The organism is Porphyrobacter sp. MBR-49, assembly GCF_053628655.1.
In genome coordinates this window covers 73,558-88,899 of the sequence record NZ_JBRJGU010000005.1, presented here as the reverse complement: position 1 = coordinate 88,899, position 15,342 = coordinate 73,558, and the positions used below count along the sequence as shown (strand labels likewise).

General features: G+C 65.0%; 14 protein-coding genes. 10 read left to right on the top strand and 4 right to left on the bottom strand.

The genetic code is table 11. From position 1 onward, the window contains the following. Positions 1-19: 19 nt before the first annotated feature. The 4 genes from ilvD to ACSSV3_RS08360 are packed head-to-tail and all read left to right on the top strand — an operon-like array spanning position 20 to position 4,656. A complete protein-coding gene (gene ilvD, locus ACSSV3_RS08375) occupies positions 20-1,741 on the top strand; it encodes a dihydroxy-acid dehydratase (protein WP_354324387.1) in 1,722 nt (573 codons plus the stop codon). After that, entirely contained in the window at positions 1,722-2,069 is a 348-nt protein-coding gene (locus ACSSV3_RS08370; protein WP_354324389.1) for a hypothetical protein, read from the top strand. Before ilvD ends, ACSSV3_RS08370 begins: the two co-directional genes overlap by 20 nt. After that, positions 2,066-3,451, top strand: coding sequence for an NAD(P)H-hydrate dehydratase (locus ACSSV3_RS08365; RefSeq protein ID WP_354324390.1), 1,386 nt, complete (start codon positions 2,066-2,068; stop codon positions 3,449-3,451). Before ACSSV3_RS08370 ends, ACSSV3_RS08365 begins: the two co-directional genes overlap by 4 nt. Next, positions 3,448-4,656 carry a class I SAM-dependent RNA methyltransferase gene (locus tag ACSSV3_RS08360; protein ID WP_354324392.1) on the top strand — a complete coding sequence of 403 codons (1,209 nt, stop codon included), beginning with the start codon at positions 3,448-3,450 and terminating at the stop codon, positions 4,654-4,656. The genes ACSSV3_RS08365 and ACSSV3_RS08360 overlap by 4 nt, the downstream gene beginning before the upstream one ends. On the opposite strand, the gene ACSSV3_RS08355 is transcribed toward ACSSV3_RS08360, so the two are convergent. The 4 genes from ACSSV3_RS08355 to ACSSV3_RS08340 form a co-directional block, all read right to left on the bottom strand. Further along, complete coding sequence (locus ACSSV3_RS08355; protein WP_354324393.1) at positions 4,653-5,441, bottom strand: hydrolase 1, exosortase A system-associated; 789 nt, start codon at positions 5,439-5,441, stop codon at positions 4,653-4,655. The two genes, ACSSV3_RS08360 and ACSSV3_RS08355, sit on opposite strands and share 4 nt — an antisense overlap. Beyond that, positions 5,438-6,115, bottom strand: coding sequence for an alpha/beta hydrolase family protein (locus ACSSV3_RS08350; protein WP_354324395.1), 678 nt, complete (start codon positions 6,113-6,115; stop codon positions 5,438-5,440). Before ACSSV3_RS08350 ends, ACSSV3_RS08355 begins: the two co-directional genes overlap by 4 nt. Before the next feature lie 22 nt (positions 6,116-6,137). Then, positions 6,138-6,446 (bottom strand): acyl carrier protein, encoded by a 309-nt coding sequence (locus ACSSV3_RS08345; protein ID WP_354324396.1) that lies wholly within the window; start codon positions 6,444-6,446, stop codon positions 6,138-6,140. Positions 6,447-6,527: 81 nt separating this feature from the next. Continuing rightward, positions 6,528-7,502, bottom strand: coding sequence for a GNAT family N-acetyltransferase (locus ACSSV3_RS08340; RefSeq protein WP_454184787.1), 975 nt, complete (start codon positions 7,500-7,502; stop codon positions 6,528-6,530). Between the two features lie 19 nt (positions 7,503-7,521). Between ACSSV3_RS08340 and ACSSV3_RS08335 the strand changes: the two genes are divergently transcribed. The 6 genes from ACSSV3_RS08335 (at position 7,522) to ACSSV3_RS08310 (ending at position 15,327) form a co-directional block, all read left to right on the top strand. Further along, a complete protein-coding gene (locus ACSSV3_RS08335; protein WP_354324399.1) occupies positions 7,522-9,069 on the top strand; it encodes an acyl-CoA ligase (AMP-forming), exosortase A system-associated in 1,548 nt (515 codons plus the stop codon). Further along, positions 9,066-10,292 (top strand): pyridoxal-dependent decarboxylase, exosortase A system-associated, encoded by a 1,227-nt coding sequence (locus ACSSV3_RS08330; protein ID WP_354324401.1) that lies wholly within the window; start codon positions 9,066-9,068, stop codon positions 10,290-10,292. The genes ACSSV3_RS08335 and ACSSV3_RS08330 overlap by 4 nt, the downstream gene beginning before the upstream one ends. Positions 10,293-10,493: 201 nt before the next feature. Next, positions 10,494-11,135: an XrtA/PEP-CTERM system exopolysaccharide export protein gene (locus tag ACSSV3_RS08325; protein WP_354324403.1), complete on the top strand. Its 642-nt coding sequence runs from the start codon at positions 10,494-10,496 to the stop codon at positions 11,133-11,135. A 16-nt stretch (positions 11,136-11,151) separates the two neighbouring features. Next, positions 11,152-12,672, top strand: a complete 1,521-nt coding sequence (locus tag ACSSV3_RS08320; protein WP_354324405.1) for an XrtA system polysaccharide chain length determinant — start codon at positions 11,152-11,154, stop codon at positions 12,670-12,672. A gap of 16 nt (positions 12,673-12,688) precedes the next feature. Further along, positions 12,689-13,672: an AAA family ATPase gene (locus tag ACSSV3_RS08315; protein ID WP_354324406.1), complete on the top strand. Its 984-nt coding sequence runs from the start codon at positions 12,689-12,691 to the stop codon at positions 13,670-13,672. Further along, entirely contained in the window at positions 13,669-15,327 is a 1,659-nt protein-coding gene (locus ACSSV3_RS08310) for a preprotein translocase subunit YajC (RefSeq protein WP_454184786.1), read from the top strand. Before ACSSV3_RS08315 ends, ACSSV3_RS08310 begins: the two co-directional genes overlap by 4 nt. Positions 15,328-15,342: the final 15 nt, after the last annotated feature.

Here is a 15,342-nt window from a genome sequence, read left to right as displayed (position 1 = left end):
CCCCGAAACAGGAAATCTTATGTCTCGCACGTTTGACAAGTCCAAGCTCCCCAGCCGCCACGTCTCGGTCGGGCCGGAGCGCGCCCCGCACCGGTCCTATTACTACGCGATGGGCATGACCGAGGAAGACATCGCCCGGCCCTTCGTCGGCGTGGCGAGCGCGGGTAACGATTCCGCGCCGTGCAACACAACCTTGAACGCGCAGGCCGATATCTGCCGCGAAGGCGTGATCGCAGGCGGCGGCACCCCGCGCCGGTTCAACACCATCACCGTCACCGATGGCATCGCGATGGGCCATCAAGGCATGAAATCCTCGCTCATCAGTCGTGAAGTGATTGCCGATTCGGTCGAGCTTTCCGTGCGAGGCCATTGTTATGACGCGCTTGTCGGGTTCGCGGGCTGTGACAAGAGCCTGCCCGGCATGATGATGGCGATGCTACGGCTCAACGTGCCGTCGATCTTCGTCTATGGCGGGTCGATCCTGCCCGGCACTCACCACGGCAAGGATGTGACCGTGGTCGATGTGTTCGAGGCGGTGGGGCAATTCGCGGCTGGAAATTGCCCGCTGCAAGAACTGATCGCGCTCGAAAAGGTCGCTTGTCCCGGCCACGGCGCGTGCGGCGGTCAGTTCACCGCCAATACCATGGCCTGCGTGGGTGAGGCTATCGGATTATCTCTGCCGAACAGCAATATGACACCGGCACCTTACACTTCGCGCGAAGAAATTGCGCGGGCGGCAGGCGCGCAGGTGATGGAATTGGTGGCGCGCAACCTGCGCTCGCGCGATATCTGCACCCGCGCCGCATTTGAAAACGCTGCGCGCGTTGTGGCGGCCACCGGCGGTTCGACCAACGCCGCGCTGCACCTGCCCGCCATGGCGAGCGAATGCGGGATCGATTTCGACCTGTTTGACGTCGCCGAAATCTTCAAATCAACGCCTTACATCGCTGACCTGAAGCCCGGCGGGAGGTATGTCGCCAAGGATATGCACGAAGCGGGCGGGGTCTATATGGCGATGAAAACTCTACTTGATGGCGGGTTCATCGATCCCAACCCGATCACCGTGACGGGCAAGACCATCGGTGAAAACCTCGATGAAATCACCTGGAACCCCGATCAAAAGGTGTTCTACGACGTGAAGACCCCGATCACGCCTACCGGCGGCGTGGTTGGTCTTGGCGGCAGCCTTGCCCCTGATGGTGCAATCGTGAAGGTTGCGGGGATGGCACGCTTGCAATTCAGCGGCCCGGCGCGGGTGTTTGAATGCGAGGAGGACGCCTTTGCTGCCGTCGAACGCCGCGACATTGCCGAAGGCTGCGTGATCGTGATCCGTTACGAAGGGCCCAAGGGCGGCCCCGGAATGCGCGAGATGCTGTCCACCACCGCCGCGCTCTATGGGCAGGGGATGGGCGAAAAGGTCGCGCTGATCACCGACGGGCGCTTTTCGGGCGCAACGCGCGGGTTTTGCATCGGCCATGTCTGCCCCGAAGCCGCCGATTGCGGCCCGATTGCGCTGGTCGAGGATGGCGACATCATCAGCATCGATGCCGAAGCGGGCACGATCGAACTTGACGTTGCCGATGACGTGCTGGCTGAGCGGCGCAAGGCATGGCAACCGCGCTCCAATGACTATCAGGCGGGCGCTTTGTGGCGCTATGCCCAGAATGTCGGGCCGGCGCGCTATGGAGCACTGACCCATCCCGGCGCGAAGGCGGAAACCCATGTGTTTGCGGATATCTAGCGCCGCCTTATTGCTTGCGCTGACGGCGTGCGGAGCGGAAAGCCCGCCTCCGCCGGGTGACATCGTCGATTGCGCGATCGGCGCGGGCGCGGATTTGTCGCCGGTTTGCACGCTGGAACTGGTGGCCGGGACGCAGGACATCGTGATCCATCACCCTGATGGCGGGTTCCGGCGGCTTTCCCGCGACCTCGCCACTGGCACACTGGCTCCGCTTGACGGAGCGGAGCCGCTAGTGCCGGAGCCCGGCACGGGCGGCACGGTGCAATTCGCTATTGGCGAAGATCGGTACAGCATTCCGCCCGATCTGCTGGAACCCGCTCAGCCGTGAGCGCCGCGCAAGTCCTCACGACTGTGCAAATGCGCGCTGCCGAACAGGCGCTGTTCGATGCGGGGATGAGCGTTGTTGAATTAATGGAAGTGGCGGCAAGCGGCGCGGCGGAATGGGTCCGGCGCGTCGCCGCGGGGCGCAGTGTCACGGTGCTGTGCGGCCCCGGCAACAATGGCGGCGATGGCTATGTTATCGCAAGGCTTTTGCGCGATGCTGGCAATGCCGTCACCGTTGTCGCTCCGCTTGAACCCACGACCGATGCGGCCAAGGAGGCGCGCAGGCGTTGGGGCGCTGCGACCATGCAAACGGGCGCGGATGGCGATGTGCTGGTCGATTGCCTGTTCGGTTCCGGCCTGACCCGTCCGCTGGAAGCCGAACACGCGTTGTTACTGCGCGATCTGGCGGCGCGGCACCGCTATCGTGTCGCGGTGGATGTGCCATCGGGCATTGCATCCGATAGCGGCGCAGTGCTGAACGAGCGGTTCCCCGGCTTTGATCTCACGCTGGCTCTCGGCGCGTGGAAATTCGCGCATTGGAGCCTGCCGGGGCGTGCGCTGATGGGGCAGTTGCGGCTTGTGCCGATCGGTATCGCGCCAACCGAGGGGGCGGCGCAGATCATCACGCGCCCTCGCATCGCCGCTCCTGCCGCAGATAGTCATAAATATATCAGAGGCCTGCTGGGCGTTGTTGGCGGTACCATGCCGGGGGCGAGCCTGCTGGCCGCCGCCGCTGCGCAACGTGCCGGGGCGGGCTATGTCAGGCTGCTCGGTCGCGCAGCCGATCCGCGCACGCCGCCCGATCTGGTGGTCGATACCACGCCGCTATCCGAAGCATTGGCCGATCCGCGCATGGCGGCGGTGCTGGTCGGGCCGGGGCTGGGGCGCGATGGCGCGGCGAAAGCGGCGCTGGGTGAGGCTTTGCGACGGGCGCAGACGCTGGTGCTTGATGCCGATGCGCTGGTGCTGCTCGCGCCAAATATGCTCGCGCGCGAGGTGCCAATGCTTGCCACCCCGCATGATGGCGAGCTGGAAACGCTGTGCCGCACGTTCGGGGTGATTGCCGAGGGGCGGCAGGCCCGCGCGCTGGCGCTCGCCAAGATGACCGGCATGGTGGTGCTGGCCAAGGGGCCGGACACGGTCATCGCCGCGCCCGATGGCAGGCTGGCGATCGGCACGCCTGCGCCAAGCTGGCTCTCGGTCGCGGGCACGGGCGATGTGCTGGCGGGGATAGCAGCGAGCCGGATGGTCACCGGGACCGATCCCTTCACCGCAGCTTGCGAGGCGGTGTGGCTGCATGGGGAGGCCGCGCGGCGATCTGGCCCGGCTTTCACCGCGTCACAGCTTGCCGAACGGGTATCAGAGGCGCTAGCGGCCTGTCGATGAACGCTAGCGGCAGCATTTCCGAACCCATCATCCGCCTCGCCGCCAAGGGAGACGGCGTTGCCGCATCGGGTCGCCATGTGGCTGGCGCAGTGCCGGGCGATGCGGTGGACGCGGGCGGGGCGATCACGCCGGGGCCGCACCATGTTGCGCCCGCTTGCCGCCACTTTGCAACCTGCGGCGGATGCCAGCTGCAACACGCCGATGACGCGGTGCTGGCTGATTTCGTGCGCGACCGGGTGGTGAATGCCGCCAAAGGGCAGGGGCTTGAGCCTGCCGAACTGCTGCCTGTCCACCTTTCGCCGCCCGCCAGTCGCCGCCGCGCCGGGTTGCATGGGTTGCGCACCGCCGGGGGCGCGGTGCTGGGCTATCGCGAAGGCGGATCGCACCGCGTGGTCGATCTGGCCGAATGCCCTGTGCTGCACCCCGCGCTGACCGCGCTGATCGCGCCTTTGCGCAAGTTTGTCGCGGCGCATGGGCCAAAGGTGATGGTCGGGATCGACCTGACGCTCGCCGATCAGGGCGTGGACGTAAATCTTGCGCACTTCCCGCTTGAAGGGCTGGGGCCGACCGAAGCCGCGCTCGATTGCGCGCGTGAACAGGGCCTTGCGCGGCTGAGCATTGATCAGGGCTATGGCCCGGAAACCGTGTGGGAGCCTGAGCCCTCCACAGTAACGCTTGCCGGGGTGCCGGTCAGCCTGCCAGCGGGTGCGTTCCTGCAGGCGACCCACGATGCCGAGGCCCGGATGGCCGCCGATGCCGCAGACTGGCTCGGCAGCGCGCGGTTGGTGGCCGATCTGTTCGCCGGGCTGGGCACCTTTGCCTTTGCGCTGCGGCAGGGACGAAAAGTGCTGGCGGTTGAGGCCGAGCGTGCGGCGCATCTGGCCTGCAAATCGGCCGGTGCACAGTCGGGCGGAGGCGTGCTGGCGCTGCACCGCGATCTGTTCCGCAATCCGTTGCAGCCTGAGGAATTGAACCGCTTTGATGCCGTGCTGCTCGATCCCCCGCGTGCGGGCGCACGGGCGCAAGTGGCTGAAATCGCGGCGAGTACGCTGGCGCGGGTGGTTTATGTCAGCTGCAACCCGTCAAGCTGGGCGCGCGATGCGGCGACGTTAACGGCCGCCGGGTTCAGCTTGACCAAACTGCGCCCGGTCGGGCAGTTTCGGTGGTCCACCCATGTCGAATTGGTGAGTTATTTCGAGCGTTAAGCGCGTAATGCGCTGAGGATTTCGGCCTTCAGCCAGTCACGATGTTCTGGCTCAACATAGGCGTGGCCTGCCCCGTCGCAGCGCCGGATGCGCGGGTCGGATGGGTTCCATGCGCTCTCGAATACCTGCGCGGTTCGGTCCGCGGTGGCGAGCAGGATGCGGACATCGCCAGCAAAGCCTGCCAGCCCCGCGCGCATTTCCTCGGCCAGCGTTGATGGCGGCGGGGCAGGGCGCAGCGAACGGGTGAGACCACGCGCCAGCTTGCGCAGATCAACCCCGCCGCCCAGCAAACGCGCAATTTCGCGCGGGTTTTTGAGCTTTTCGAGATAGCGCGCGCGGATCGCTGCGGGGGGCGGGGTGGTATCATCCTCGGCCCCGTCGTCTTGCTCAATCGTCCACGGGTTTGACAATATCAGCCCATCGCATCCCGCACCGCCTGCCAGCATCAGTGCCGAAGCAGCATCGCAATTGCCGAAAGCGACCACGCGGGTGATCTGCGGGGCCATCGCCCGGAATGCGTCGAGCGCGGCGGCGATATCGTTCGCGCTTTTGCGAAATCCGCGGTTTTCGCCCTCGCTGTCTCCCACCCCGCGTCGGTCGAACCGGAATACCGGGAACCCGGCGCGGGCAATGCGCGCGGCGAGCTGCGCCTGCCCACCAAACGCGCCGCTGCGGATTTCATTGCCGCCGCTGACGATCAGCAGTCCGCAGGTGCCCGGCGCGGTGTCGAGCGTGCCCGCCAGCGTCTGGCTGCCGCAGCCGAAGGTGAGCGGGAGGCGGGTCATGCCAGTGCCTCGATGATGATTGTAGCCAGAGCGTCAGCCTGCGCGGCGTCTTCGGCAGGTTCGGCGCGCAGCCACAGGCCGGGGCCGCCGAGTTCCAGCTGCGCGATACCGTGCTGACCGGGGGCGAGGGCGGGTTCTGCGATCTCCAGCGCCGCAATCATTGCCGCGCCCAGGTGCCAGCCGCCGAGCGTTAGCCCCTCGCTTCGGCCGATGGCCAACAGCTCGTCAGAAGTCTCTGAAATCCCGGCCTCACGCGCAGCAATAGTGCGGGCGCGGATCATGCCGCGCAGCAGTTTGGGGCCGGATTGCGGAGCATAATGCCACCCCGGCAGCCCCGCCGGGGCCAGCATTGCACCTGCGCGGATCGCCAGCACATGGGTCGCGGCAAAGCTGGTGGCGGCAATATCGGCAGCCCTGCGCCAACCCTCCAACGTCTGATCCGCGAGCGGGGCGAGGCTTTCATTGCAACCGGGCAGATCGGGCAGAAAACTGTCGATTCCGGCTGCATCGAGCCGCCGCATAACCTCGACCGTAAAGCGCCGCAGCTTGTTTGCCTCGTCAAACCATGCGGGCAATATCAGCACCCGAGCCGGGCGGCCCCGGTCGAATGCCAACAGCAGTTCTTCACCCGCAATGCTGCCATCAAGGGCCGGAATGTTCCACGTGAAACTCACGCAAGCACGGGCTTAAAGGGGGTCAAGAGTGGGTCTGGAGGGGGTCTAGCTTGGCACGCGCAAATGCCCGCAGCCCGCCATAGGTTTCGAGCATTTCGCCATCCACATCGTCATCTTCGATCACAATGCCGAACCGGTCTTCCATTTCGGTAAGCAGGCCCGCCACCGCCATCGAATCGAGTTCGGGTAAGTGGCCAAACAGCCCCGAATACGCGTCAAACGCAGCCGCCTGCGCCGGATCAAGGCCCAGCACATCGGCGATCAGCGTCTGCAATTGCTGGTCGAGCGCGGCTTCGTCCAATTGGCCATCAATGATTGGCGTGATGCTCATTGGGGTACCTTGATCCCTGTCTCCAAGCTTGGCCGCGGGGCTTAGCCATGCGCGCGCGCGGGTGCAAGTATTGCGGGCCTGTTAGGCGCGCAGCCCCGCCAGCATTCGCTTGGCCAGCGGTGCCCAACTTCGCCGCTGTGCCGGGTCGAGACAATCGATGCGATAGCATGGGCGCACGTCCTCCATCCAATCGGCCTTGTAGCTTTGATGACCAGTGCCGAAATCGACCAACTCGACCCGGTCGATGTCGATCACGTGGGCAAACAGCGCCGCGCTTAACGTGGTGCCCGCCGATAGTGGCTTGTAGCTGTCAAGATGGGCGAGCTTGTGGATGTAGGCAATTGAATTTTCTACCGTCCAGCATTGCGCTGCCACCGCCACGCCGTCGACCCGTGCCACACCAAGCCGCAATCGTCCCGCCGCGCCTTCGGCCTTGGCAAAGGCGCGCAGCATTGCAGGGTGATCCTCGGCGGGTTTCCAGCTGGCGGCATAGATTGCCTCGTATTCATCCCACACGTCTACATCGAAGCGGGTGAGCACCTGCGTTTCTACCTTTTTGGCCTTGCGTTTCAGCGTGGTGTGCAATTGTCCGGGGCGGCTTTCCCAATATTCGGCAAAGCTGCGTCCGCGCAAGGGGAGGACGTGGTTGGTGTCCGATTCCTCGACGCTGACGCGCCACCCGGCCGTGCGAAACGCCTGCGCCAGCCGCTCGGCCGAGCCACCCTCCCCCGGCACGGGTTCGAGCGTGACGCGCCAGCCGCGTGTTTTCAGATCCTTGGCGATCACGGCCAACAGCCGGTCGCCCGCCGCGCCTTCAGGAGCCAGCGCGCGCCAGGTGAAGCTGTACCAATTACGCAAGGGGGTGATCCGTCCGCCATCCTCGGTCAAAGCCATCGCGGCGGTGCTTTCGCCGTCGCTGGCAGTGGCGATCAGCGGCGTGATGCCGGTATCGGCGATCAGCGCAAACCAATCGGCGCGGTCAAACGGCGCAGCGCCTGCGCCCGCAGTGAGGGCTTGCAAGACGTTAACGCTATCGTGATACCGCGTTTCGATCACTGAAAGAATACTCCTGCCGATGCCCACCACGCCCGATCCTTCCCCGCGTCCGCTCGATCACTTGGCCGAACTGGCCGGGGCGATGGGGCATGGGGAGCGCCCGGCGCTGCGCTTGCGCGACGCCACGCTTAACCACAATCAGTTAAGACAGCGTGTTGCTGTGCTGGCCGGGTGGCTGGCCGGGATGGTGCCACACAAGGGCGCGCGGGTGGCAAGCTGGGCGGCGAAGGGCGAACTCACCTGCCTGCTGCCGCTGGCGGCGGCGCGTGCGGGGCTGGTGCACGTGCCGATCAACCCGCTGCTCAAACGCGCGCAGGCGGCGCATATTCTCGGCGATAGCGGGGCGCGGCTGCTGATCGGCACGGGTTCGCGGCTGGCTTCGCTGGAACCGGGTGATCTGCCACCGGGCTGCGCGGCGCTGGGCGAGGGTGAGGCGTTGGCGGCGGCTGCCACGACGGGGCGCGAACTTGGCCCATCTGCGGCTGATCCCGATGATCTGGCGGCGATTCTCTACACCTCGGGTTCTACGGGGAAGCCCAAGGGCGTGATGCTCAGCCATGCCAATATGTGGCTCGGCGCGGTGAGTGTGGCGCATTATCTTGGGCTGGCAGCGGATGATGTGACGCTGGCGGTGCTGCCGCTGTCGTTTGATTACGGGCAGAACCAGCTGTTTTCGACTTGGTATGCTGGCGGTTGCGTGGTGCCGCTCGATTTCCTGTTCCCCAAGGATGTGGCCAAGGCCTGCGCAAAGCATGGTGTAACCACGCTGGCCGCCGTGCCGCCGCTGTGGGTGCAACTGACCGAGATTGACTGGCCGGATGAGGCGCGCGCGCCGCTGCGGCGGTTGACCAATAGCGGCGGGGCGTTGACGGTTGATCTGGTCACGGCGTTGCGTGGGATGTTCCCGGCGGCAAAGCTGTTCCCGATGTATGGTCTGACCGAGGCGTTCCGATCAACCTTCCTCGATCCTGCTCTGGTCGATTCGCATCCGACTTCAATGGGTAAGGCAATACCCATAGCAGAGATTCTGGTTATCAATGATGCAGGCGGCATCGCGGCTGATGGCGAGGAGGGTGAGCTGGTGCATTGCGGCCCGCTGGTGGCGCAGGGTTACTGGCAAGACCCGGCGCGCACCGCTGAACGGTTCAAGCCTGCGCCCGCAGAGTCCACCTATGGCGGCACTGCCGTGTGGTCAGGCGACAGGGTGCGGCGTGATGCGGATGGATTGCTCTATTTCGCCGGACGGCGCGATGCGATGATCAAGAGCGCGGGCAACCGCATCAGCCCGCAGGAGGTTGAAGAGGCGGCCCTTGCTACCGGGCTGGTGGCGGAAGCCGTGGCGCTTGGCGTGGCGGATGCGCGGTTGGGCCAAGCGGTTCATCTGGTGGTGCGCGGAGCGGGCGAGGATGAGGCGCGCGCGGAGCTGCCGATCCGGCTCAAGCGCGAATTGCCCAATTTCATGCAGCCGCAGATGATCCACTGGCGCGATGCGATGCCGTTGAACCCCAATGGCAAGATTGACCGCACCGTTTTGCAGGCTGAACTCACACAGGAATTTGCACAATGAAGCCCGTTGGCCCGATCCCCGCCGGTTACACCGCGATTGATGGAGAACTCGCCATCGACGGGCGGCGTGTCAGCGAATTGGTGGCAGAGGCGGGGCGCACGCCGCTGTTTGTCTATTCGCGCGCGCATCTCGATGCCCGCGTCGCCGCATTGCGCATGGCGCTGCCCGCACGGGTGGGGATCAATTACGCGGTCAAGGCCAATCCGCATCTGGCGGTGATCGGCCATATGGCGGCGTTGGTCGATGGGTTCGACATTGCCTCGTCGGGAGAACTCGGCCTTTGCATCGCTGTCAGGATTGATCCTGCGCGCATCAGCTTTGCCGGGCCGGGCAAGCGCGATGATGAGTTGGAGGCGGCGATTGCGGTCGGGGTGACGCTCAATTGCGAAAGCGCGGGCGAGGCGGCGCGCGCGCTCGCCATCGGGGAGCGGTTGGGCAAGGCGCCGCGCATCGCGATCCGGGTCAATCCTTCGTTCGAACTCAAGGGATCGGGCATGAAGATGGGCGGCGGGGCCAAGCCGTTCGGGGTGGACGCCGATCAGGTGCCCGCGCTGGCCCGCCATGTCATCGCCGCAGGGGCCGAATGGCGCGGGCTGCACATCTTCACCGGCAGCCAGGCGCTGAGCGCAGACGCGATCATCGAAGCGCAGGGCAACGTGTTGGAACTGGCTGCAAAACTGGCAGGGGATATCGGCCAGCCCTTACCCAAACTGAACATGGGCGGCGGGCTGGGAATCCCCTATTTCCCCGGCGATACGCCGGTCGATCTGGCGCGGGTCGGCGCGGCACTGGCCGAGCGGGTCGAGAGCCTGCCTGCGGTGCTGGCCGAAACCGAATTGTGCATTGAACTCGGGCGTTATCTGGTGGGCGAAGCGGGCGTCTATCTCACCCGGATCATTGATCGCAAGGTCAGCCACGGGGTGACTTATCTTGTTACCGATGGCGGGTTGCATCACCAACTGGCGGCGTCGGGCAATTTTGGCACGGTGGTGCGGCGCAACTATCCTTCTGCGATTGCAACGCGTTATGGCGCGGAGCCGACAGAGGAAGTCAACATCGTTGGCTGTCTGTGCACCCCGCTCGATCGGCTCGCCGATGCGGCTGCGATGCCGGAGGCGCAGGTGGGCGATCTGGTCGCGGTGTTTTGCGCCGGGGCTTACGGGGCAAGCGCATCGCCGGCCGCCTTTCTCGGCCACGGCCCGGCGGCGGAAATGCTGGTGTGAAGTGCACCGGCCGCGCCGCGCGTTAACCCGCGCAAATCCGCTGTCCCGGATCGGGATGGGGCCGCATTTGGCGCTCTATAACTAACATTATATTCACCAATTTCGACGACAAGCGATCCTCAGCGCAGAACCATGTGTCGCAGGTCGCTCCTGCGGCGTGCACATGGCCCTCGCGAACTTTGGCCAAGGACTTGTGCGTCGATGTTTACTTTCCCGTCTCTCCCCCGTTTGGCGACCCTGAGCCTGTCTGCGCTGGCGCTTGCCGCCTGTGCCGCCGGGGGCAAGGAACTGCCGCCTGCGAATTATTCGAGCACGGAAATCGCGCCGAGCGAGGAATACACCATCGGCCCGCTCGACGAGATCACCATCCACGTCTGGCGCAACCCCGAACTTTCCGCCGACAAGGTGCGCGTGCGCCCCGACGGGCGGCTCACCATCCCGCTGGTGCAGGACATTCCGGCGGTGGGCAAAACCAGCACCGAATTGCAGGAATACATCGCGGGCGAGTTGGCGAAATATATCGAACAGCCGATCGTCTCGGTGATCGTCAACACGCCCGAGGGCAATTTTACCCAGCAGGTGCGGATCATCGGCGCGACCGGGCAACCGGCCTCGCTGCCATTCCGCGCCAACATGACCGTGCTCGACGCGATGATCGCCGTCGGCGGCTTGAACGAATTTGCCGCAGGCAACCGCGCCAAACTGATCCGGCTTGATCGCGACAGCGGTGAACAGGTCGAATATCGCCTGCGCCTGTCGGATCTGATCCGTCGCGGCGATGCGACCGCCAATGTCCTGTTGATGCCGGGGGATACGATCATCATCCCCGAAAGCCGGTTCTGACGGAGCCGTTGCACCCATGAGCGAGATATTCGACGAATTGCGCGCGGCGCTGTGGTCGGTCTGGCACCGGCGCTGGATCGCGATTGCGGTCGCGTGGGGCGTGTGCCTGCTGGGCTGGCTGGTGATCGCGATGATCCCCAATTCGTACGAATCCAAGGCGCGCGTTTACGTTGATGTGCAGGATGTGCTGTCCAAACAGCTCGGCATTGCTGGCGACGGCAAGGAAGAAATCATGCGCGTGCGGCAAACCTTGTCGAGCGCCAAGAACCTCGAAAAGGTGATCACTGCCACCCGGCTGGGCGAAGGCATCACCGAACGCGGTGCGCTGGACACCGCGATTGCCGAGCTGGAAAAGAAGGTCAAGGTGACGAGCGAGCAGGATAACCTGTTCGAAATCACCGCCCAAATCGGTCGCCGCGACCTGTCTGACGCGGAAAACGCGGTGCTGGCACGCGATGTGGTGCAGAAACTGCTTGATATCCTGCGCGAAGAACACGTCATCGGCAACCGCACCGGGATCAGCACAGCGATCGGCGATCTTGATCGGCAGCTGGACGAACGCAAGCTTGAGCTGGAACAGGCCGAACAACGCCGCCTGGCGTTCGAAGCGCAATATCCCGAACTGATCGGCGGGTCGGCGACGCTTTCGAGCAAGGTGCAGCAGGCGCGCGCCGAACTGCGCGATGTCGATGCCAACCTGGCCGCTGCGCAAAGCGCGCTGGCGGCGATTTCCAGCCAGTTGGCCACCACCCCGCGCACCTTGGCGGGAGGCCGCGATGCCACCGGCCCGCGCGCCGCGTTGCAGCAGGCGCAAACCCAGCTGGCAGAACTGCGCGCACGCGGGCTGACCGATAATCACCCTGATGTAATTTCCACCAAGCGGCAGGTGGCGATCCTGACGCAGCAGGCCGCCGCAGCTGGTGATGATGCCGGCGGCACGCCCAACCCGGCGCATTCTTCGCTGATCGCGATCCGCAGCGAACGGCAGGCCGGGGTTGAAGCCTTGCAGGCGCGCCGCGCCGCTTTGCAGAGCAATTTTGCCGCATTGATGGCAAGTCAGGCGAGCGAGCCGACCGTTGCCGCCGAAGCCAACCGCATCAGCCGCGATTACGACGTGCTGCGCCAGAATTATGAAAAGCTGCTGCAAGACCGTGAGGCGCTGCGCACGCGCGGGCAGGTTGAGGACAAGGCCAGCCAGTTCCGTTTCGATGTGATCCAGCAACCCGGCGTGCCGCAGAAACCGGCAGCACCCAATCGTCCACTGCTGCTGTTTGGCGTGCTGATTGTCGGGTTCGGCGCGGGCGCGGCTGCGGCCTATGGGCTGAGCCAGGTGAAATCGAGCTTTGCCACGGCGCAAAAGCTGGAGCGCGCGTTTGATCTGCCGGTGATCGGTTCGATTTCGCTGACGGTATCCGATGCCGCGCGGGTGATTGAACGCAAGCGGCTGAAGCAGTTTGCCGGGGCCTGCACCGGGCTGGTGGCGATGTTCGTGGTGCTTGTCGCCATTGAAATCATCGCTGTCGGAACGATTGCATGAGGGTGGGGGCAATCCGATGACCGAACAGAGCAAGATCAACCGCGAAGGCGCAACGCCTGCGTCGCTGTTTGAACGGGCCGATGCCGCGTTCGGGCTTGGCCCGGTGCGCGTGCCGCAGGTGCCGCCGGTTCCCGAACCACAACGCCGCGCGCCCACGCCGCAGCCGCAACCGCCGCAGCAAAATGCAGCGCCAGTCGCTGCGCCTGCCGCTCAGCCGCAACCCGCCGCGCCTGCTCCCGCCCCCTCTCCAACCGCGCCGCGTGCCGTGGCGTTTGGCGGCCCGGTTGTATCGATCGACCGCGATCACCTGCGCGACGAAGGCCTGATCGTGCCTGAAGACCCGGTGACAGGCCTGTTGGAGGAGTTCCGGATCGTCAAACGTGATCTGCTCGCCGATGCGCGCGCGGGCGATACCCCGCTGGCGCGCCGGATACTGGTATGTTCCCCGCATCAGGGGGAGGGCAAGACCTATTGCGCCATCAACCTTGCGATTGCGCTGGCGGCTGAACGCGGGCTGGAAGTGCTGTTGGTCGATGCCGATGTGGTCAAGCCATCGGTGGCGAAGCGGCTGGGGATCGAAGCCGAACGCGGCCTGATGGATGCGCTTTCCGATCCCGCAATCCTGCCCGAAAAGCTGGTGATTGCGACCGATATTGACGGCCTGTTCGTGCTGCCTGCGGGCACCGCGACATCGCTCGACGCCGAATATCTCGCGAGCGCGCGCACCGGTGAAGTGCTCGACCGGCTGACGCAGGGCGCGCCGGACCGGATCGTGATTTTTGATACCCCGCCCGCGCTTGCCGCGTCGGCGGCCGCCGAACTTGCCGCCCATGTCGGGCAGGCGTTGCTGGTGGTGCGCGCCGACGAAACGAGCCGCGCCGCGCTGGAAGATGCGCAGCAATTGCTGTCGGCCTGCGGGGATATCAAATTGCTGCTCAACGCTGCGCGCTACAGCCCTTCGGGTCGGCGCTTTGGCTCTTACGGGGCCAAGGGGAAATGATGATGCGTGGGCGCTCGCTTTGGTCCGCACTGATAGCTGCTGCCGCAGCCGTGGCGGGTGCCTGCCCGGCAGTCGCGCAGGATCAGGGCCAGGCCTTTGGCGGTAGCGAGGACAGCGCGGGCACGCGCCGCGCCGCAGTGGTGCAGCCCTATATCGAAGTTTCGCAGATCATCTCGGCTGAATTGACGCCGGGTGATGATGTGTTGACCTATACCCAGGTCGCCGCCGGGGTCGATATCAACGTGCAGGGCCGCAACAGCGGCGTGGCGGTTTCGCTGCGCTATGAGCGCAACATTTCCTACGGTGATGACGATGTTGATTCCGACACCATCAGCGGGGTCGCGCGCGGCACGCTGGCGGTGATCCCCAATGCGCTGAGCTTTGAAGCGGGCGGCCTCGCCGCGCGCACGCGGTTTGATGGCGGCGGCGGGACAACCAATAATCCGCTGCCAAGCGAGGATGCCGAAAGCCGGTTCTACAGCGTCTATGCCGGGCCAAGCCTCAACACCCGCGTCGGCGGTGTCGATCTGCAAGGAGTGGCAAGGGTTGGCTATAACCGCTTTGAAAACGACGATTTCCTGGTCAACACTCAGGGCGAAAGCGTCGATGTTTTCGACGATAGCGTGACCTATCTTGGGCAGATCCGGGCCGGGGTCAGCCCCGACGTGGTGGCGCCGGTAGGCCTTGCGGTGACCGCCGGCGGATTTCAGGAAGATATCGGCAACCTCGATCAACGCGTGCGCGATCTTTACGTGCGCGGCGATGTCACCTTGCCGATTTCGCCCTCGCTCGCACTGGTGGCGGGTGCGGGTTATGAAGATGTCGAGATTTCCAGCCGCGATGCGCTGCGCGATACCAACGGCGCGCCGGTGATTGATGCCAATGGCCGGTTTGTCACGGATAAATCTGCGCCGCGCCGGATTGCCTTCGATGTCGATGGCTTGCTGTGGGACGTGGGCGTGCTGTGGCGGCCCAGTTCGCGCACCAACCTTCAGGCTTCGGTCGGGCGGCGGTATGATTCCACCACCTATTACGGCACCTTCACCTACGCCCCCAGCCAGCGCAGCAGCTTTGCGGTGTCGGCCTATGATGGGGTGACGGGGGCTGGCGGCGTGCTCAATAATGCGCTGGCCGGGCTGTCGAGCGATTTCGAGGCGATTCGCAATCCGGTGACCGGCGATTTCGGCGGGCTGGTGACCGGCACCGATGGCATCGCCACGATTGGCGGGCTGGGTTCGGTGCGATCAGCGGCGTTCCGCGGGCGCGGGGTGCGCGCGTCCTATCAACGCCGGATCGGGCGCACCAGCGCGTCGCTCGGCGCAGGCTATGACCGGCGCACCTTCATAGCGGCGGCGGGCACGGCCTTGTCGCCAGCCAACGGCCTGACCGACGAAAGCTATTACGTGATCGCGGGGCTTGCGCGGGACTTGGGCGCGAATGCCAACATTTCGACCAATGCCTATGTCAACTGGTTCGATTCTGCCGGTGTCAATAATGATGTCACCGCCGTGGGTGTATCAGGGGCCTATAATCGTTCGATCACCCGCCGCCTGACGGGCCGCGCGGCGATTTCGGTCGATTATTTCGACAGTGAATTCACCGCTGAAGATTTCGCCTTTGCCACCGCGCTGGTCGGCCTGCGCTACAATTTCTGACGGGGAGCATCTGCG